Source organism: Roseateles sp. (assembly GCF_039595595.1).
GTDB lineage: Bacteria > Pseudomonadota > Gammaproteobacteria > Burkholderiales > Burkholderiaceae_C > Roseateles.
The window spans coordinates 88076-107744 of record NZ_JBCNLG010000011.1; the positions used below are offsets into that span (position 1 = coordinate 88076).

Sequence of the window (19669 nt, forward strand, 5' to 3'; positions counted from 1 at the left end):
TAGCTAGTTCGATCTCCAGGGACAAGAGCAATTCAAAGACGCGGCATTGACCGTCCCCTCATCCACGGCCCTCACCCCAAGAAGATTGCGATCATGAAACCGAATCGACTCCTCCTGAAAACCACCCTGGTCACCGCGATCGCGGCCATCTACGGCCCGGCCGCCTTCGCGCAGGCGGCGCCTCCGCCCAGTGCGGCCGCGTCCGCCGCCGCGCCTGCCGCCGCGCCCGCGCCGGAGTCCGAGCGCGGCGCCCAGGCCAAGAAGGCCGGGACGCTTGATACGGTCAACGTGACCGGTTACCGCGCCAGCCTGCAGCGCGCGATGAACATCAAGCGCAACGCCGATTCCATCGTCGATGCGATCAGCGCCGAGGACATCGGCAAGTTCCCCGACACCAACGCGGCGGAGTCCCTCGCGCACCTGCCCGGCATCGCGGTGGACCGCCTCTACGGCGAAGGCGAGAAGGTCAGCATCAACGGCACCGATCCGGCGCTCAACCGCGTGCTGGTCAATGGCCAGACCATCGCCTCGGGCGACTGGGGCGGCAACCCCAGCGACACCAGCGGCCGCACCTTCAACTACACGCTGCTGTCGCCCGAGATCATCGGGACGATGGAGGTCTACAAGTCGCCCGAGGCCCGCATCGACGAAGGCAGCATCGGCGGCACCGTGATCATCCACACCCGCAGGCCGCTGGACCTGCCGGCCAACACGCTGCGCGGCTCGCTGGGCTACAGCTACAACGACCGTTCCAAGGACGGCAATCCGCGCGGCTCGGTGCTGTACAGCTGGAAGAACGAGAGCAACGACTTCGGCGCGCTGATCGCCGCCTCGCATGACAAGCAGACGCTGTCGCAGGCCGGCATCGAGTTCTTCGGCTACACCACCGGCAACGGCATCAGCCCGACGGCGCAGATCTCCGGCAGCGGCGATCCTCAGACCGCGCGCATGCCGGTGGCCATCGACAGCGACTTCTTCCAGCAGACGCGCCAGCGCGACAGCCTGCAAGGCGCGCTGCAATGGAAGCCCGATACCCGCAACGAGTTCAACCTGACCGGCATCTATGTCCACGGCCAGTACAACAACTACAGCGAGGCGCGCTATGCCTGCCCCGGCTGCGGCGACATCGACAAGATCACCAAGGCCACGGTCAACAACGGCCTGATCACCGCGGCGACCGTGACGGCCGGCGCCGGCAATGGCAACCAGCCCTATGCCGAGCTGGACGCGAACTACCGCGAGTCCACCGTCGTCACCAAGAGCCTGAACCTGCAGCACGAGTACAAGGCCGACGACTGGAAGCTCTCCAGCCAGGTCGGCTACACCTCGGCCTCCGGCGGCAAGTCGCCGGAATACCTGATGAAGTATTTGCTGAAGTCGGGCGGCTACTCCTTCAACTACGGTCCCAAGCAGGCCGGCATCGTCTACGACGACGGCAGCCGTTCCAACTGGGGCCTGCCGGGCGCGCCGGCGGGCTCCGCGCCCGGTGCGCAGATCGACGGCAAGTACCAGGCCGGCGGCATCTACTACGCCGAGAGCAGCGACCGCGAACGCTATGGCCAGGTCGACCTGTCCCACAAGCTGGACCTGGGACCCATCAACGAAGTGATGGTCGGCGCCAAGTTCATCAAGCACGACAACGGTGTCAACGCGCGCGGCAATCGCATCAACACGACCAGCGACGTCACGCTGGACCAGTTCGGCAACTCGAACGCGCCGTCCGGGCTGTACGACGGCCTGGACGTCAGCGGCGACATCCGCAACTGGCCCACCGCCGATCTGGGACAGGTCAAGAACTACCTGCTGAATCAGCCGCAGGGGCCGTTCAACATCGATTACGGCTCGACCTTCCGCGTGCGGGAGACCACGGCCAACCTCTACAGCCAGTTCAACTATGACCTCGGCGGCCTGCGCGGCAACTTCGGCCTGCGCTACGTGCACACCAAGGACAACTCGAACTACTACCTCTCCAGCGATGGCGGCACGACCTACACGCCGACCACCACGGACACCAGCTACAACAAGCTGCTGCCCAGCTTCAACGCCGCCTACGACCTGGATTCCGACAAGGTGCTGCGCTTCTCGGTGGCCAAGGTGCTGGCGCGTCCGCGCTATTCGGACCTGGCCGGCGCCACCAACCTGGACCTGGTCAAGGGCACCGGCAGCGGCGGCAACCCCGATCTGAAGCCCTACGAGTCGACCAACTTCGACCTGGCCGGCGAGTGGTACTTCGCGCCGCAGAGCATGCTGGGCGCCGAGTTCTTCTATCGCGACGTCAGCAACTACGTCGTGAACGTGACGAACGACCGCGTCATCAACAACCGGACCTTCTCGATCAGCTCGCCGGTGAACGCCAGCTCGGCCAAGGTCAAGGGCCTGTCGCTGATGTACCAGCAGAACCTGGGCTACGGCTTCGGGCTGCAGGCCAACTACACCTATGCCAAGGCCGACACCGGCGAAGGCCTGAACCTGCCCTACCTGTCGAAGAACACGGTCAACCTGATTCCCTACTTCGAATACGCGGGCTTCACCGCGCGCCTGGTCTACAGCTGGCGCTCGCAGTACTTCACGCAGATCGGCCGCCTGAACTCGCAGGACTTCACCGACCAGTACAAGCAGCTGGATCTGTCGGCCTCGTACGAGATCACGAAGAAGATCGGCATCAGCCTGAGCGCGACCAACCTGCTGGACCAGACCTACTACCAGTTCAGCGGCAACAAGGATGCGCCGACCGGCTTCTACAAGAACGGCCGGACCATCGTGCTGGGCATGAACTTCAAGCTCTGAGCATGGCGTGAGCGGGGCCGGCCGGCTCACGCGAGCCGGCCGGCCCTTTCCTGTGACCGTGATGGATCCTCAGATGTACCGATCGTTGATCAAGAGGCTGCAGGCGCTGTGCGCGGCGCTGGGCGTGGCCTTGGTGGCGGCGCCCTGGACGGCGGCGCGGGCCGCGGACTCGTTCTCGGCGACGACCCCGTCACCGCAGCAGGTGGCGTGGCAGAACCGCGGCTTCGGCGTGCTGGTGCACTTCGGCACCAACACCTTCCTGGATCGTGAATGGGGCGACGGCAAGGCGCCGGCCGCCGTGTTCAATCCCGACCGCGTCGATCCCGGCCAGTGGGCCCGCGCGGCCAGGTCTGCGGGCGCCAATTACCTGGTGCTGGTGGCCAAGCACCACGATGGCTTCGCGCTGTGGCCCACGCAGCAGAGCGACTACTCGGTCAAGGCCAGCCCGTGGCTGAACGGCCAGGGCGATCTGGTCCGCATGACCGCCGAGGCCGTCCGGCGCGAAGGCATGGGCATGGGCGTCTACCTGTCGCCCTGGGACCGGCACGAGCCCCGCTACGCCGATCCCAAGGCCTATGACGTCTTCTACACCGGCCAATTGGTCGAGCTGGCCTCGGGCTACGGCCCGCTGGTCGAGTGGTGGCTGGACGGCGCGGGCAGCGACGGCCATGTCTACGACTTCGAGCACTATGTCGCGAAGCTGCGCACCTATCAGCCCAATGCGATGGTGTTTGCGGACACCGCGCTGTTCGAGTACGGCGATATCCGTTGGGTCGGCAATGAGACCGGCGTCATCGAGGGCGAGAACTGGAACGTCATCGACCGCCATGGCCAGTTGCGCTGGCGGCCGGTGGAGGTCGACACGCCGCTGCACAAGGACTTCTGGTTCTGGAACTCGAAGCCGGAGTTCGCCGCGTCGTTGAAGACGGTGGATGAGCTGATGCGCAACTACGAGGACAGCGTGGGCCGCGGCGGTCAGCTGGTGCTGGGCCTCGCACCCGACCGGCACGGCCTGCTGCCCGACGCGGACGTGAAGCGCCTGGCCGAGTTCGGTCAGGCCCTGGAGCGGCGCTACGGGAATGCCGCCAATGTGGCGGCGACGCGCGTCAAGACCGATGCGCGCGCGCAGGCCGCGCTGGACAACGACGACGACACCTTCTGGGCCGTCACCGAGGCCAACCGCGGCGTGCTGGAGGTGGACCTCGGCAAGACCGTGACGATCGACCGCGCGCTGACCATGGAGCGCCTGGAGGACGGCCAGCACGTGCGCGGCTACCGGATCGAGGCTTGGGACGGCGGCCGCTGGATCACGCTGGCGCAGGCGCAGGCGGTCGGTCACATGAAGATCGACCGCTTCCCGCCGGTGAGCGCGCGCCGCGTGCGGCTGCGCATCACCAACAGCGTCGGCGTCGCGGCCATCCGCGAGTTCAAGCTGTTCGCCGCCCCATGAGCAACGCGCCCCTTTGCATCGAGGTCATCGCCTTGACGGCCCGGGACGCCTGCGAGGCCGAGGCCGCCGGCGCGGACCGCATCGAGCTGGTGTCCGACATGTCGCAGGGCGGTCTCACGCCCAGTGGGCAGGTGGTGCGCGAGGTGGTGCGGCAGTGCCGTCTGCCGGTGATGGTCATGGTGCGGCCCCACGCCCGGTCCTTCTTCTACGACGAGGCCGACATGCGTCAGGTGCGCGAGGGCGTGGCGATGGTGCGCGACGCCGGCGCGCATGGCCTGGTCTTCGGCGCGCTGACGGCCGATGGCGACATCGATCGCGCGGCGCTGGACCAGGTGCTGCGATGGGCCGACGGGCTGCCGCTGACCTTCCACCGGGCCTTCGACGACGCGCGCGATCCGGTGCGCGCCTTCAGCGAACTGAGCGCCTATCGCGGCGCGGTGACGCAGTTGTTGAGCTCGGGTGCCGCGCCGACCGCGGAGAAGGGCGCCGAGCTGCTCGCGCAGCTCGTGACGCGCTGGCGGCTGGGCGAGGGCATCGAGCCGCTGGTGGGCTCGGGCGTGCATGCGGGCAACCTGGCCGCGCTGCATCGCCGCATCGGCGCGCGGCAGTACCACGTGGGCAGCGGCGCGCGAGCGGGCGGCAGCTTCGCCTTCGGCATCGACGCCGCGCGCATCGCCGCGCTGCGGCAGGCGCCATGACGCAGCGGGTGCCCGGTCTGTCCCGAAGGCGGCTGCTGGTCGCGGCGCTGGCGGGCGCGGCCGGGCCGCGGGCCTGGGGCGCGGAGCTCGAGCTCAAGTTCGAGCTCCACAAGCGTTTCATCGACGAGCAGCCAGCCACGCCGCAGGTGCATGCGTCCACGCTCGTGGAACTGCCGGACGGCAGCCTGATGGCCGCCTGGTTTGGCGGCACCGCGGAGCGCGCGCCCGATGTGCGCATCTGGTGCTCGCGCCTGCGGGCCGGCGCCTGGAGTCCGCCTCGCGCGGTCGCGGACGGCGTTCAGCCGGACGGTAGCCCGCTGCCCACCTGGAACCCCGTCCTGTTCCAGGCCGATGCCGCGCGCGGCGGCAAGCTGCTGCTCTTCTACAAGGTCGGCCCCGATCCACGGCAGTGGTGGGGCGAGCTGATCACCTCGGACGATGGCGGCGACCACTGGTCCCCGCCGCGCCGGCTGCCCGCCGGCGTGCTGGGCCCGATCCGCAGCAAGCCGCTGATGCTGGCGGACGGTACGCTGCTGTGTCCGTCCAGCACCGAGGACGAAGCGGGCCGCTGGCGCCTGCACATGGAGCGCAGCCGGGATCTGGGCTGGAGCTGGCTGCCCAACGTGCCGGTGGCCGATCCGCGGGGTTACGGACTGATCCAGCCCAGCCTGATGGCCCGGCCCGATGGCAGCTTGCTGGCCTTCGCCCGCAGCCGGGCGAACCGCATCGCCGTCACGCGCTCGCGCGATGGCGGGCGCAGTTGGTCGGTGCCCGCGTTGACGCCGCTGCCCAATCCCAATGCCGGCATCGAGGCCCTGGGCCTGGCCGATGGGCGCCTCCTGATGGTCTTCAATCCGCGCGAGCAGGGGCGGGACTGGTGGGCCGGCCGCGACCGGCTCGACCTGGCGCTGTCCAGCGACGGCGGCCGCGCATGGCGCACCGTCACGACGCTGGAGGACGAGCCCGGCCAGGAGTTCTCCTATCCCGCCGCGATCCAGACACGCGATGGCCTCGTGCATCTCACCTACACCTACCAACGGAGCCACATCCGGCATGTGCAACTGGACCCGCGCCGCCTGGGCTGACGCCGTCAGGCGGGCGCTTTCCCTTTCACCGACGGCGCCGAAGCGCCGCGGGGGGCACGGCATGCGCGTGATGCCGTGGCTGTGTTTCGCGGCCTTGCTGCCGGCATCGATGGCATCGGTGGCAACGGCCGCCGAGCCGGCGCCGTCAGCGCGGACATCGCCGCCGGTGCCGCCCTATCTCGACGCCCGTCTTGGCGATGCCGAGCGCGCCGCCGATCTGGTGAGCCGGCTCAGCCTCGCCGAGAAGATCGCCCAGCTGCAGGACGGCGCGCCCGCCATCGAGCGTCTGGGCGTGCCGGCCTACGGCTGGTGGAGCGAGGGCCTGCATGGCCTGGCGCGCAACGGCCGGGCCACCGTCTTTCCGCAGGCCATCGGTCTGGCCGCGAGCTGGGACGCGCCGCTGCTGCACGCGGTGGGCGGCGTGATCGCCGCGCAGGCGCGGGCCAAGACCGCGCCGCCGCCGCCGGGCGTGTCGCGCGACTCCGCCCGCTATGGCGGCCTGACGATCTGGTCGCCCAACATCAACCTGTTCCGCGATCCGCGCTGGGGCCGCGGGCAGGAGACCTATGGCGAGGATCCGGTCCTCACCGCGCGCCTGGGCGTGGCCTTCGTGCAAGGGCTGCAGGGCTCCGACGAGCGCCGCCCGCTGGTCATCGCCACGCCCAAGCATTTCGCCGTGCACAGCGGGCCGGAGAAGGATCGTCACGCGTTCAACGTCAACCCGTCCGCCCACGACCTGGAGGACAGCTATCTGCCGGCCTTCCGGGCCGCGGTGACGCAGGCGCACGCCGGCTCGGTCATGTGCGCCTACAACGCGCTGGACGGCACGCCCGCCTGCGCGAACACGGCGCTGCTGCAGGAGCGGCTGCGCCGCGACTGGGGCTTCCAGGGCTTCGTCGTGACTGACTGCGACGCGGTCGAGGACATGACGCTCTTCCACAAGACCACGCCCGATGACGCGGAGGCCTCGGCGCGCGCGCTGCAGGCGGGCACCGACCTGAACTGCGGCCGCAGCTTCGCCGCGCTGGGCCGCGCGGTGGAGAACGGCCGCGTCAGCGAAGCCGACCTGGATCGCGCGCTGCAGCGGCTCTTCGAGGCCCGCCTGCGGCTGGGCCTGTTCTCGCCCGCGAGCGCCGCGCCATCCATCGACTGGGCCGCGGGTCGCGCGCTCGCGCTGCGCGCCGCGCGCGAGTCCATGGTCCTGTTGAAGAACAACGGCGTGCTGCCGCTGTCGCCGCGCAGCCGCGTGGCCGTCGTCGGTCCGACCGCCGAGCTGCTCGAGGACCTGCACGCCAACTACCACGGCGTGGCGGCCGATCCGGTCACGCCACTGGCCGGTCTGCGCCAGGCGCTTGGGCCCTCGCGCGTGGTCGCCGCCCAGGGCTCCGCGCTGGCCGAGGGCGTGCCGGTGGCCGTCCCGCAGGCGGCGCTGCGCACGCCGCAGGGAAGGCCCGGCCTGCGCCGCGAGGTCTTCGCCAACGCGACCCTCGCCGGCCACCCTGTCGCAGTCAGCGACGATGCGACCTTGAACCTCGACTTCAACCGGGCGCCGCCCGCGACGGGCTTGCCACCGCGCGGGTACTCGGTGCGCTGGTCGGGGCAGTTCCTGCCGCCGGCGCCCGGCGAGTACCGGCTGGGCCTGCGCGTGGAGCGCTGCTTCGATTGCGACGGCCATGACCGCGTTCGTCTCTACCTCGACGGCAAGCTGCTGCAGGACGGCGACGGCGATCAGGCCGCCGTGAGCGTCAAGGTCACGGACCGGCGCCCGCGGACGCTGCGCGTGGAGTGGCTGCATACGGGTGAGGATCAGGGGCTGTCGCTGCGCTGGCAGGCGCCGGCCGATGCGCAACTGGCGCAGGCGGTGGCGGCCGCGCGCCAAGCCGATGCCATCGTGGCCTTCGTCGGCTTGTCGCCCGATCTGGAAGGCGAGCAGCTGCAGCTGGAGGTGCCCGGGTTCGATGGCGGGGACCGCAGCTCGCTGGACCTGCCGGCGGCGCAGGAGCGCCTGCTCCAGGCGGTGAAGACCAGCGGCAAGCCGCTGGTGGTGGTGCTGCAGTCGGGCAGCGCGGTGGCGCTGCGCTGGGCCGCCGAGCATGCGGACGCGGTGCTGGCGGCCTGGTATCCGGGCGAGGCCGGCGGGCAGGCGATCGCGGAGACGCTGCTGGGGATCAACAACCCGGCGGGGCGCTTGCCGGTGACCTTCTACCGCTCGGCGCAGGACCTGCCGCCCTTCGCCGACTACGGCATGCAGGGCCGTACCTATCGCTACTTCAAGGGCTCTCCGCTGTGGGCCTTCGGGCATGGGCTGAGCTACACCCGATTCGCCTACCAGGCGCCGCGCGTGTCGAGCGCGGTGCTGAACGCGGGCGAAGTGCTCGCGGTCGAGGTCGAGGTGGCCAACGCCGGCGATCGCGATGGCGACGAGGTGACGCAGGTCTACCTCGAACCCGAGACGCCATTGGCCGTGGCGCCGGCGCACGCGCTGGTGGCCTTCCAGCGCGTGCCGCTGAAGGCCGGCGAGCGCCGCACGCTGCGATTCGAGCTCGATGCCCGCGCGCTCAGCCAGGTCGACGCGTCCGGCCTGCGGGCAGTGCTGCCGGGCCGCTACCGCCTCGCGGTGGGCGGCGGCCAGCCCGGCCATGCCGAGGTGCTGCGCGTCGGCTTCGAGATCCAGGGCCGACAGGAGCTGCCGCGATGAAGGGGCCGGACATGATCGATTCGCCGGCGCGGCGCGCGCTGCTCGGGCTCGGCCTGGCCGGTGGACTGAGCGGTCTGGGCATGGCTCGCGCGCTGGCGGCCGATCGTCCCCCTGGTTCGGATGTGCGCTTCGCCAGCTCGCGGCCTCCGCCTGGTCAGCGCCGCTTCGTCAGCCCTGCTGTCGACGCCGCCATCGCGGACCTCCAGCGCCGCATCGGCGATCCGGAGCTGGCCTGGATGTTCGGCAACTGCCTGCCCAACACGCTGGACACCACGGTGACCGAGGGCACCGTCGACGGCAAGCCCGACACCTTCGTCATCACCGGTGACATCGATGCGATGTGGCTGCGCGACTCGTCGGCCCAGGTCTGGCCCTACCTGCCCTTCGCGCGCGAGGACGGCGCGTTGCGCCGTCTGATCCGCGGCGTCATCCATCGCCACGCGCGCTGCCTGCTGATCGATCCCTACGCCAATGCCTTCCTCGAGGATCCTCAGGCCCGCACGCAGCTCAAGTGGGCCATCGGCGACCTGACCGAGATGCGGCCCGGCGTGTCCGAACGCAAGTGGGAGCTGGACTCGCTGTGCTGGCCCATCCGCCTGGCCCATGGCTATTGGCGCGCCACCGGCGACACCGCGCCCTTCGATGCCCAATGGGCCCAGGCGATGCGCGCGGTGCTGCGCACGATGCGTGAGCAGCAGCGCAAGACCGGTCCCGGTCCCTACCGCTTCCAGCGCAAGGCCGAGGCCGCCACCGAGACGCTGGTCCTCGATGGCTACGGCCATCCGGGCCGGCCGGTGGGGCTGATCCATTCGATGTTTCGGCCGTCGGATGATGCCTGCGTCTTCCCGTTCCTGGTGCCGGCCAACCTGTTCGCCGTCGTGTCGCTGCGCCAGCTCGCGGCGATGGCGGACGCGGTGCTGCACGACGCCGCGCTGGCCAGCGAGGCCAAGGCCCTGGCCGACGAGGTCGCGGCCGCGCTGCGCCGCCACGCGCGGCTGCGCACGCCGGCGGGCGAGGTCTGGGCCTATGAGGTCGACGGCTTCGGCAACCAGTTCTTCATGGACGACGCCAACGCGCCCAGCCTGCTGAGCCTGCCCTACCTGGGCGTCTGCGCGGTCGACGACGCGCTCTACCGCCGCACGCGCGCGCGGTCCTGGAGCCTGGACAACCCGTACTTCTTCCGCGGCCGCGTGGCCGAGGGAACGGGCGGGCCGCACGAGGGCCTGCGCATGATCTGGCCGATGTCCCTGGCGATGAAGGCGCTGACCGCGCCCGCCACGGCCGCCGGCGACGCGGAGATCCGCCAGTGCCTGCGCTGGCTCCGGGTCAGCCACGCGGGGACGGGCTTCATGCACGAGGCCTTCGACCAGGACGACGCCGCGCATTTCACCCGTCCCTGGTTTGCCTGGGCCAATGGCCTGTTCGGCGAACTGATCCTGAACCTGGCGCGGCATCGGCCCGCGCTGCTGCAATCGAGCTGATCCATGACCTCACGCCGCGACCTGCTCAAGATGGCGCTCGCCACCGGCCTGCCGCTGACCGGCTGCGCCGGCCCCGCGCGCCAGGCCATTGCCCCGGGCGCTCCCGCGGACGAACGCCTCACCCGTCATGTCGACGTCTTCATCGGCACCGGCGATCACGGCCACACCACACCCGCGGCGACGCGGCCCTTCGGCATGGTGCAGTTGGGGCCCGACACCTACAACGCGGACTGGGACGCCTGCTCGGGCTACCACGACAAAGACCGCTCGATCATGGGCTTCTCCCACACGCACCTCAGCGGCACCGGCATCGGTGACCTGCTGGACGTGCTGGTGATGCCCTGCGTCGGCGAGGTGCGGCGGCAGCCCGGACCGCCCGGCCATCCGGAGCTCGGCTGGCGCGCGCCGTTCACGCATCAGGACCAGTCCGCCGAGCCCGGCTACTACCGTGTCGCGCTGCGCGATCGCGATGTCAGCGTCGAGCTCACCGCCACCGAGCGCGCTGGTCTGCATCGCTACCGCTTCGGCCAGCACACGCGCAGCCATCTGATGGTGGACCTGCGTCATGGCATGCAGGACAAGCCGGGCGTGCCCACGCGCGTGCCCTGGGCCGAGCTCGAGGTGGCCGGCGACGACATGCTGCTCGGCGGCCGCGCGGTCGACCAGTGGGCGCAGGGCCGGCAGGTCTACTTCGCGATGCAGTTCTCGCGTCCCTTCGAGCGCTTCGAGGTGTTCAACGGCAACGGCGCGGACGGCGCGGCCACGCGTGTCTCGCGCGGCACGCAACTGCTGGCGGCGCTGCACTGGCGCTCGGAGCCGGGCGAGCCGCTGCTGGTCAAGTGCGGCATCTCCTACGTCAGCGCCGAGGGCGCGCTGCGCAATCTGCGCGAGGAACTGCCCGGCTGGGACTTCGAGCAGGTGCGCGCGTCGGCGAGCGCGGCCTGGGAGCGCGAGCTCGCCGCGCTGCGGCTGCGGACCTTCGACGAGCGGCATCAGCGCATGCTCTACACCGCGCTGTATCACAGCCTGCTCGCGCCGACCCTGTTCAGCGACGTGGACGGCCTGTACCGCGGCATGGACCTGCGCGTGCATCAGCTGTCACCCGGCGAGCGCAACTACACGCAGTACTCGCTGTGGGACACCTACCGCAGCCTGCATCCGCTGCTGACGATGCTCACGCCGGCGCGCGTGCCGGACCTGGTCAACAGCCTCATCCGCATGGCGGAGCAGAGCGATCAAGGCGTGCCGGTGTGGCCGCTGCACGGCCGGGAGACCGGCTGCATGATCGGCTACCACTCGGCGGTGGTGCTGGCCGAGGCCCAGGCCAAGGGCTTCGCCGGCATCGACTTCCAGCGCGCCTGGCCGCTGTGGCGCCAGCGCGCGATGGACGACGCGTACCGCGGTCTGCCCGATTACCGCCGGCTGGGTTTCATCCCGTCCGACCGCGAGGAGGAGGCGGCCAGCAAGACCCTCGAGTACGCCTACGACGACTGGGCGCTGGCCCGCCTCGCGCGCGGCGTGGGGGCCGAGGCGGACGCGGCGCAGCTGCGCGAGCGTTCGCTGAACTATCGCCATGTCTTCGATCCGGCGCTGCGCTTCGTGCGGCCTCGCCTGGCCGATGGCCGCTGGGCCGAGCCCTTCGATCCGCGGGCGCTGGGCCATTCGGATCGCTGGCGCGACTTCACCGAGTCCAATGCCTGGCAGGCCACCTTCCTCAACCAGCACGACGTGGCCGGCTACATGGAGCTCTTCGGCGGCGAGGCGGCCTTCGTCGCCCAGCTCGACGCGCTGTTCAGCACGAGCTCGGAGCAACTGCCCGGCGCGCCGCCCGACATCTCGGGGCTGATCGGCCAATACGCCCATGGCAACGAGCCCAGCCACCACATCGCCTATCTCTACGCCTACGCTGGCCAGCCCTGGAAGACGCAGGCGCGCGTGCGGCAGATCATGGACACGCTCTACAGCGACCGGCCTGACGGCCTGTCCGGCAACGAGGATTGCGGGCAGATGTCGGCCTGGCTGGTGCTCAGCGCGCTGGGGCTGTACCCGGTGGACCCGGTCAGCGCGCGCTATGTCTTCGGCAGTCCGCTGGTGGAGCGCGCCGAGCTGGCGTTGCCGGGCGGCAGGACGCTGGAGATCGAGGCCCGCGGCAACGGCCCCGACCGGATCTACGTGCAGTCGGTGACCTGGCGGGGGCAGCCGCACACGCGCAGCTGGATCGACCACGCCAGCCTGATGCAGGGCGGCCGGCTGGTGTTCACGATGGGGGCCGAGCCCGATCCCGGCTTCGGCGCGGCGCTGGCGTCGCGGCCGCCAGCGGCCGTCTGAGCCTCACTGCTTCACGTACATCGAGGCGTAGCGCGCCCCGAAGTAGAGGATGAACGCATAGCAGGCGGCCGGCAGCAGGAAGGACAGCTGCACGCCCAGGTGGTCGGCCAGCGCGCCCTGCGCGAAGGGCACGATGGCGCCGCCGACGATGGCCATGCACAGGATGCCGGAGCCCTGGCCAGTGTGCCGGCCCAGGCCGTGGATGGCCATGCTGAAGACGGTGGGGAACATGATGGAGTTGCACAGGCCCACGGCCAGGATGGCCCACATCGCGACGCTGCCGTGGCCGAAGGTGGCGGTCAGCACCAGCGCGATCGCCACCAGGGCATTGAAGGCCAGCGTCCTGCCGGGGCTCACCGACCGCATCACGACGAAGCCGATGAAGCGTCCGACCATGGCGCCGGCCCAGTACAGGCTGACGTAGCGCGCGGCGTCGGCATGCGCCAGGCCGGCGATGTTGCCTTCGCCCAGGAAGTTGATGAGGAAGCTGCCGATGCTCACCTCGGCGCCGACGTACAGGAAGATGCCGATCGCGCCCAGCACCAGATGGCGGTGCGCCCAGGCCGAGCCGTGGCCTTCGCCGTCCAGGGCGAGGTCCTCGCCGTCCTCGATGCGCGGCAGCCTGGCCTTCAGGAAGCACAGCGCCAGCAGCGCGAGCGCGGCGGCCAGCGCGAGATAGGGGCCGCGCACGGTGGACGCCGCACCAGCGGCGGCGCCCGAGATGGACAGGATCAGCAGGCCGCCGGCGGCGGGACCGATGGTGGTGCCCAGCGAGTTGAAGGCCTGGGTGAGGTTGAGGCGGCTCGAGGCCGTGCGGGCCGGACCGAGCACGGTCACGTACGGATTGGCGGCGACCTGCAGGACCGTGATGCCCGAGGCCAGCACGAAGAACGCCAGCAGGAACAGGCCGTAGCCGCCGAAGGAGGCCGGGTAGAACAGCGCGCAGCCGACGGACGCGATCAGCAGGCCCGCCACCGCGCCCCGCTGGTAGCCCAGGCGCCGGATCAGCGCGCCCGCGGGCAGCGAGACGATGAAGTAGGCGCCGAAGAAGCAGAACTGCACCATCATGGCCTGCACGTAGCTCAGCGTGTAGATGGCCTTGAGGTGGGGGATGAGGATGTCGTTCAGCGAGGTGATCAGCCCCCACATGAAGAACAGCACCGTGACGACGACCAGCGCGGCGGTGTGGCCGCTGTCGCTGGCGGTGGATCCGGCGGCCGCGCCCGATGCGGCCGCCGCGGGGCGGGGGGATACGTGTTCCATGTTGTCTCCGTCTCGTGAGGGGATCGCCGTGACGCCGTCACGGCGTCCTGGCGTCATGACCTGGCGGCGTCAGGCGGTGAGGCCGGCCTGCAATTGCTCGTACAGGCGCTCGACCGCCTGCCGCGATGGGGGCGTGGCGCCCGCGTGCTGACAAGCCGCCGACCCGCTGGCCAGCGCCGCGTGCAGGTGCTCCCGCAGGCCGCGATCGGGATGGCGGGTGAGGCTGTGCAGCAGGCCCGCGACGCTGGCGTCGCCGGCGCCGACGGTGTCCACCACCTCGACCCGCGGCGCGAGCGCGTCGCAACGCTGCGCGTCGCGCAGCAGGCTCGCGCCCGAACCGCCGCGCGTGAACAGGCACAGCGCCGACGGGCTCATCGCCCGCAACTGCCGCAGTGCGTCGTCCAGGGGCACGCCGGGGAACAGTCCGCGCAGGTCGTCGTCGGACACCTTGATGACATCGGCCAGCGCGGCCATGCGCCGCAGCGTCGGCGTGTAGCGGGCGTCCATCACGTTGCGGAAGTTCGGGTCGTAGCTGATGGCCACGCCCTGGCGCTTGAGCCGCTCGGCGAGCGCCACCAGCCGATCGCTCAGCGGCGGGCGCGCGAGGCTGATGCCGCCGAAATGCGCCCAGCGCAGCGCGTCCGACCAGCCGCCGGGCAGCGCTTCATCGTCGAAGTGCAGGTCGGCGCTGTCGTCGCCGACGAAGAAGTAGGACGGCGGCTCGCTGCGCTGGACCACGGCCAGCAGCGGCGAGCGGTCGACGCGCTGCATCAGCCGCAGGTCCAGGCCGGCCGCCTCGCTCGCCGCCCACAGGGCGTGGCCGAAATGGTCGCGGCTCACGGCGCCGGCGAACGCGGTGCGCTCGCCCAGCGCGGCCAGCGCGCGGGCGACGTTCCACACCGAGCCGCCCTCGCGGCTGAGCCAGCGGTCCTCGCCCTGATGCAGGAGATCGGTGAGCGCCTCGCCGGCGCAGAGCATCAGCGGCGCGTCATGCATGCGGGGCCTCGCCCAGCGCGCGCACGATGTCGTAGCAGGCACCCATGGTGTGGTAATCGACCTTGCCCGCAGGGCTCTTCTCGTCGCTGAGCTTGCGGTTCTCGCGATCGAGGATGCGATACCAGGCGCCATGCTGGTGATCGACGAAGTGCGTCCAGCTGTAGGCCCACAGCCGCTCGTACCAGTCCCAGTGGAAGGCGGCGCCGGCTTCATCGGCGCCGGCGCGCAGCGCCAGCATCGCGGCCGCGGCGGCGCTCTCGGCCTGGACCCAGAAGTACTTGTCCGCGTCGCACACGCTCAGGTCGGGCGCCAGCGAGTAATGCAGACCGCCGTGCTCGCGGTCCCAGCCCTTGTCCACCGCGACCTGGAACAGGCGCCGCGCGGTGGGCACCGCCCAGCTCAGGTCCTCGTCCAGCGCGCCAGCGCGCGCGTCCAGCTGCAGCAGCAGCTTGGCCCATTCGGTGAGGTGACCCGGCTGATAGCCCCAGGGGCGGAACAGGTGGGCCGGGTTGTCGATGTTGTACTGCCAGTCCGGTTGCCACTGGGCGTCGTAGTGCTCCCAGATGAGGCCGCCACAGCGCTGAGCCTGGCGCTGGGTGATGTGGTGGGCGAGCTCGCGGGCGCGCGCCAGGTAGCGGCGCTCGCCGGTCGCGTCGAAGGCGGCGAGCATGGCCTCGCAGGCATGCATGTTCGCGTTCTGGCCGCGGTAGCCCGACCGCTGCTGCCAGTCCGCGCTGGCCTCGTCCGCGTAGAGGCCGGAGGCGGCATCCCAGAAGCGCTGCTCCAGCAGCTCGAAGATCTCGGCCAGCCAGGGGCGGGCCTCGTCCAGGCCGGCCATCACCGCATGGGCATAGGCCAGCAGCACGAAGGCGTGGCCGTAGGCGTGGCGCGTGCCGTCCAGGACCTGGGCCCGGCCGTCCCGCCAGTCCAGCAGCCAGTGGTAGCCGCCATGCGACGGGTCGCGATGCGCCTCGCGCAGGAAGCGCAGCGCATGGCGCAGGCCGTCGAGATGGGCCGGATCGCGGAAGTGGCGGTACGCCATCGCGTAGGTGAAGACGAAGCGCGTGCTGCTGACCAGATGCCGCTGGTGGGCGTCGTAGACGGTGCCGTCGTCCTTGAAGAAGTGGTACATCCCGCCGCTCGGGTCGATGCAGCGCGGGTGATAGAAGGCCATGCTGTGGCGGGCATGGGCGAGCAGCACGGCCGGAGACCGGAAGTCGGGATAGTCGGACATGGTGGAGGAGGAAAGAGGAAGGGGCGCCGTTGCGCGCTAGTCGTCGCAACTGCTTTCACGCACGATCAGTTCGACCGGCAGGACGAGTTCTTCGATGGGGTCTTCGGGCTTGAGCCGCAGCAGCAGGTCGACGCCGGCGGCGCCCAGCGCCTCCATGTCCACCCGCAGCGTGCTGAGTGGCGGCACGCTGGTGGCGGCGCCGCTGATGTCGTCGAAGCCGACGATGGCGATGTCCTGAGGCACCTTGAGGCCCTGGGCGCGGCAGTACGCCATCGCCACCAGCGCCGTGCTGTCGTTGTAGCAAAGGACGGCGTCGGGAGGCTTGGGCAGGCTCAGCAGCCGGCGCATCGCCTCGACGACGCCGCTGTCCCCGTCGCCCAGGCGGGGAACGATGAGCTCGAGATCGGGATCGGCCAGCACCCGGGACTCGAAGAGCGCGCGGCGGAAGCCGCGGTTGCGCTGTTCGATGCTGAAGTGGGCGAGCGACCCGGACAGCATCGCGATCCGCCGGCGGCCGCTGCGCAGCAGGTGCCGGGTGGCGAGGTAGCCGCCCATGGCGTTGTCGGGATTGACGGAGGTGAAGCCGCGCTGCTGCATGTCGATCAGCACCATGGACTTGCCGGTCAGCTTGAGCGCCGCGAGCACCTCTGGCTCGAAGAAGCCGGCGCAGAGCAGGGCGTCGGGCTGATGCAGCTTGATCTGGTCCATCACCGGCGTCGACGGGCCGACCACGTTGAAGGACAGGGCCACGCCTTCGCGCCGGCAGGCCTCCTCGGCGCCATGCAGGACGGTCGAGAAGAAGGGGCTGGAGGCCAGCGTGTTGTGCTGGCTGTGCAGAAGGAAGGCGATCCGCCGGATGCGTACCTTGCGCAGATGGGACAGGTCGTAGCCCAGGCGCTGGGCGGCGTCGCGCACCTTGCTGCGCGTGGCCTCCGTCATGCCTTCCTGGTTCTTGAGCGCGCGGGAGATGGTGCCGGCCGACAGGCCGGTCGCGGTGGCGATGTCCCGGATGGTCACTTGGCTCATGGATCTGCTGGCGCCGCGCAGCGGTGATGACGTTGTTCTTGGACGACCATTTACTAAACAGAAACCATCGGCAGCGGAGTGCGGCCGTTTGCCTTCCTGGACCGATGGCAGCTGGGTGGAGTTATATATGGGCGTCCGGGGAACGGTCTACAGAACGCGGGAGAATGGCTGATCTTTATCGAGATTTACTAAACAAGACGAACAGCGCGACGCACGAGGTTCCTGCACCACCCCAGCGAGTGGTTGTCCGATCCCGCTGCTGATGGTCTGATCGGTGCCGACCGCCCTTGGACCATGCCGCTACGCGATCAACAAGCCTTGCTCGATGCCAACGCGCGAAGCCGCCGCAAGGCGGTGGCGTGGCTCGTCGGCATCAACTGCGCGATCGCGGTGATGCTGGTGGCGCTCGCGTGGCTGGTGCTTCAGAAGAGCCATCGCACGCTGGAACTGCAGGCGACCAACCGGGCCGAGAGTCTCGCGGCGATCGCCCAGCTCAACGTCCGGGGCGAGATCGAGCGCGTGGACGGTGTGATCCGCGCCACCGCCTCCGAGCTCGAGCGCCTCATCGCGGATCGTCAGCCATCGCCGGATGCCGTCATCAACGACGTGCTTCGCGGCCGCTTCGCCCTGCTCGACGGCATCGAGGCCTTCCGCCTCACGGACGCCGCCGGTTTCGTCCGCTGGGGAACGGATCTGCCGGCGGGCCCGCCGGTCAGCGTCGCCGATCGCGACTACTTCCACCAGGCGCGCGCCAGCAGCGAGCGGGCGACGGTGATCGGCGGGCCGCTCACCTCCCGGGTCTCCAACCGCTGGGTGGTGGCCTTCGTCCATCCGCTGTGGATCGACGGGCGCTTCGCCGGCGTGCTCTACGCCAGCATCAACGCGGAGCACTTCCAGCGCAACTTCGAGCGCTACGACCTGGAGCCGCTCGACTCGGTCGCCCTGCGGCGCAACGATCGCCGGCTGGTCGCCCGCTATTCCCCGGGCAGTCCCATCCAGGGAGAGCCCGGGACGACCACCGTATCGCCCGAGCTCCTCGCGGCAACGCAGCGGCAGCCCGACGCCGGGCATTTCGTGTCGCGCGTGAAGCTCGATGGCGAGGAGCGGACCACCGCCTATCGGTCGCTGCGGCCCTGGCCGTTCACCGTGTTCGTGGGCATCAGCAACGATCGCTTCTTCGAGCCCTGGCGGCGGCAGGTCTGGCTGGTGGTCACGCTGGCGGGCTGCGTCTGGGCGCTGGCCTTGGGGGCAAGTGTCGTCATCCATCGAGCGAGCCGCCGGGAGTCCGAGTTCGCGCGCGCGCTGCTCGATCAGGGCAAGCGGCTGCAAGCGCTGCTGCGCACGGCGGGTGACGGCATCCACATCACGGACGCGACCGGGCATCTCGTGGAGATGAGCGACTCCTTCGCGCAGATGCTGAAGTCCACGCGCGAGCGGCTGCTGGGGCGGCACATCTCCAGCTGGGATGTGAACCAGAACAAGGCGGCGATCGATGCCTGGCTCGCCAAGGTCAAGCCGGGCGACCGCCAGCGCGTGGACGTGCAGCATCGCTGCGACGATGGGCAGATCATCGACGTGGAGATGCAGCTGAGCGTCGCCGAGATCGCGGACCGCCTGTTCGTCTTCTCGTCCGCGCGGGACGTCACCGAGCAGCGGCGGCTCATGCGCGAGCAGGCGGCGATGCTCGAGAACGATCTGGTGGGGATGGCGCGGGTGAAGGACCGCATCATCAGCTGGCGCAACCGGGCCGCCGAGCGGCTGCTGGGCTATGGCCCTGGAGAGCTCCAGGACCTGAACGTGCGGCAGCTGTACTGGAACGACGAGGAGTTCCAGCGTGTCGGCGACGAAGGCTACAAGGCCCTGCGCGAGGAGGGCTACTACCACTCGCAGCTGCGCATGCGCAGGAAGTCCGGCGAACTGGTGTGGGTGGATTTCGGTGCGGTGCCGCTGTCGGCGACGGAGATCTTCGTGATCCTGGTGGACATCACGGCGCTGAAGGCGGCCAACGAGAGCCTGGCGCACAGGGCCTTCCACGATCCGTTGACGGGGCTGCCCAACCGGGTGCTGCTGCTCGACCGGATCGGCCAGGCGCAAGCCGCCGCGGGCCGGCTGGGCGGGCGGGTAGCGGTGTGCTATCTGGACCTGGATGGCTTCAAGGCCGTCAATGACGGGCACGGCCATGAGGCGGGCGACCGATTGCTCCAGGACATCGCCAGGCGCATGCGGGAATCGATCCGCCCGTCCGACACGGCCGCGCGGGTGGGCGGGGACGAGTTCGTGCTGGTGCTCTCGCCGCTGGACGGCGATGAATGGAAGGCCATCGTCGAGCGGGTCATGCGGGCCATCGGCGAGGACGTGGCCCTGGCGGGCGGCACGCGGGTGCGCGTCGGCGCGACCGTCGGCGTGGCGCTGACCCGCGACGGCGAGGAGGCCACGCCGCACGAGCTGATCGAGCGCGCCGACCATCTCATGCTTCGGGCCAAGCGCGGTGGGAAGAACCGGTGGCTGGCGGACGAGGGATCGGGCAGCGGGGCTTGATCGGGAACGGGGCTCAGCCCCGCAGCGCCGGCCGGCTCCACTGGTAGTGAGGGGCGCCGGTGGGAACCCGCCGACCTGGAGGTGG

12 protein-coding genes are annotated in these 19669 nt (G+C 70.3%); 8 read left to right on the forward strand and 4 right to left on the reverse strand.

Annotation, left to right across the window (positions count from 1 at the left end; genetic code table 11):
• Positions 1-93: 93 nt before the first annotated feature.
• The 7 genes from ABDW61_RS15040 to ABDW61_RS15070 all read left to right on the forward strand — a co-directional run bounded on the left by ABDW61_RS15040 (position 94) and on the right by ABDW61_RS15070 (position 12527).
• On the forward strand, positions 94-2787 hold the full coding sequence (locus ABDW61_RS15040) for a TonB-dependent receptor (protein ID WP_343639737.1): 2694 nt from the start codon (positions 94-96) through the stop codon (positions 2785-2787).
• Positions 2788-2860: 73 nt separating this feature from the next.
• Positions 2861-4237, forward strand: a complete 1377-nt coding sequence (locus ABDW61_RS15045; protein ID WP_343639738.1) for an alpha-L-fucosidase — start codon at positions 2861-2863, stop codon at positions 4235-4237.
• Complete coding sequence (locus ABDW61_RS15050; RefSeq protein WP_343639739.1) at positions 4234-4935, forward strand: copper homeostasis protein CutC; 702 nt, start codon at positions 4234-4236, stop codon at positions 4933-4935. The genes ABDW61_RS15045 and ABDW61_RS15050 overlap by 4 nt, the downstream gene beginning before the upstream one ends.
• Positions 4932-6020, forward strand: a complete 1089-nt coding sequence (locus ABDW61_RS15055) for a sialidase family protein (protein WP_343639740.1) — start codon at positions 4932-4934, stop codon at positions 6018-6020. Before ABDW61_RS15050 ends, ABDW61_RS15055 begins: the two co-directional genes overlap by 4 nt.
• Before the next feature lie 61 nt (positions 6021-6081).
• The gene (locus ABDW61_RS15060; RefSeq protein ID WP_343639742.1) at positions 6082-8718 is read left to right on the forward strand and encodes a glycoside hydrolase family 3 C-terminal domain-containing protein; all 2637 of its coding nucleotides are present in this window, start codon (positions 6082-6084) and stop codon (positions 8716-8718) included.
• Positions 8715-10199, forward strand: a complete 1485-nt coding sequence (locus ABDW61_RS15065; protein ID WP_343639744.1) for a glycoside hydrolase family 125 protein — start codon at positions 8715-8717, stop codon at positions 10197-10199. Before ABDW61_RS15060 ends, ABDW61_RS15065 begins: the two co-directional genes overlap by 4 nt.
• A 3-nt stretch (positions 10200-10202) precedes the next feature.
• On the forward strand, positions 10203-12527 hold the full coding sequence (locus ABDW61_RS15070; RefSeq protein WP_343639746.1) for a GH92 family glycosyl hydrolase: 2325 nt from the start codon (positions 10203-10205) through the stop codon (positions 12525-12527).
• A 3-nt stretch (positions 12528-12530) separates the two neighbouring features.
• On the opposite strand, the gene ABDW61_RS15075 is transcribed toward ABDW61_RS15070, so the two are convergent.
• The 4 genes from ABDW61_RS15075 to ABDW61_RS15090 form a co-directional block, all read right to left on the reverse strand.
• Positions 12531-13790, reverse strand: coding sequence for a sugar MFS transporter (locus ABDW61_RS15075; RefSeq protein WP_343639748.1), 1260 nt, complete (start codon positions 13788-13790; stop codon positions 12531-12533).
• 69 nt (positions 13791-13859) lie between these two features.
• Positions 13860-14786 carry a carbohydrate kinase gene (locus ABDW61_RS15080; protein ID WP_343639749.1) on the reverse strand — a complete coding sequence of 309 codons (927 nt, stop codon included), beginning with the start codon at positions 14784-14786 and terminating at the stop codon, positions 13860-13862.
• Positions 14779-16020 carry an AGE family epimerase/isomerase gene (locus tag ABDW61_RS15085; RefSeq protein ID WP_343639750.1) on the reverse strand — a complete coding sequence of 414 codons (1242 nt, stop codon included), beginning with the start codon at positions 16018-16020 and terminating at the stop codon, positions 14779-14781. The genes ABDW61_RS15080 and ABDW61_RS15085 overlap by 8 nt, the downstream gene beginning before the upstream one ends.
• 36 nt (positions 16021-16056) lie before the next feature.
• Positions 16057-17046, reverse strand: coding sequence for a LacI family DNA-binding transcriptional regulator (locus ABDW61_RS15090; RefSeq protein WP_343639751.1), 990 nt, complete (start codon positions 17044-17046; stop codon positions 16057-16059).
• A gap of 294 nt (positions 17047-17340) precedes the next feature.
• Between ABDW61_RS15090 and ABDW61_RS15095 the strand changes: the two genes are divergently transcribed.
• Positions 17341-19584: a diguanylate cyclase gene (locus ABDW61_RS15095; RefSeq protein WP_343639752.1), complete on the forward strand. Its 2244-nt coding sequence runs from the start codon at positions 17341-17343 to the stop codon at positions 19582-19584.
• Positions 19585-19669 lie beyond the last annotated feature (85 nt).

What these genes read in the sequence shown, in the direction of transcription:
- ABDW61_RS15040 (WP_343639737.1), top strand. Translation starts at nt 94, where the DNA reads ATGAAACCGAATCGACTCCTCCTGAAAACCACCCTGGTCACCGCGATC.
- ABDW61_RS15045 (WP_343639738.1), top strand. Translation starts at nt 2,861, where the DNA reads ATGTACCGATCGTTGATCAAGAGGCTGCAGGCGCTGTGCGCGGCGCTG.
- ABDW61_RS15050 (WP_343639739.1), top strand. Translation starts at nt 4,234, where the DNA reads ATGAGCAACGCGCCCCTTTGCATCGAGGTCATCGCCTTGACGGCCCGG.
- ABDW61_RS15055 (WP_343639740.1), top strand. Translation starts at nt 4,932, where the DNA reads ATGACGCAGCGGGTGCCCGGTCTGTCCCGAAGGCGGCTGCTGGTCGCG.
- ABDW61_RS15060 (WP_343639742.1), top strand. Translation starts at nt 6,082, where the DNA reads ATGCGCGTGATGCCGTGGCTGTGTTTCGCGGCCTTGCTGCCGGCATCG.
- ABDW61_RS15065 (WP_343639744.1), top strand. Translation starts at nt 8,715, where the DNA reads ATGAAGGGGCCGGACATGATCGATTCGCCGGCGCGGCGCGCGCTGCTC.
- ABDW61_RS15070 (WP_343639746.1), top strand. Translation starts at nt 10,203, where the DNA reads ATGACCTCACGCCGCGACCTGCTCAAGATGGCGCTCGCCACCGGCCTG.
- ABDW61_RS15075 (WP_343639748.1), bottom strand. Translation starts at nt 13,790, where the DNA reads ATGGAACACGTATCCCCCCGCCCCGCGGCGGCCGCATCGGGCGCGGCC.
- ABDW61_RS15080 (WP_343639749.1), bottom strand. Translation starts at nt 14,786, where the DNA reads ATGCATGACGCGCCGCTGATGCTCTGCGCCGGCGAGGCGCTCACCGAT.
- ABDW61_RS15085 (WP_343639750.1), bottom strand. Translation starts at nt 16,020, where the DNA reads ATGTCCGACTATCCCGACTTCCGGTCTCCGGCCGTGCTGCTCGCCCAT.
- ABDW61_RS15090 (WP_343639751.1), bottom strand. Translation starts at nt 17,046, where the DNA reads ATGAGCCAAGTGACCATCCGGGACATCGCCACCGCGACCGGCCTGTCG.
- ABDW61_RS15095 (WP_343639752.1), top strand. Translation starts at nt 17,341, where the DNA reads ATGCCGCTACGCGATCAACAAGCCTTGCTCGATGCCAACGCGCGAAGC.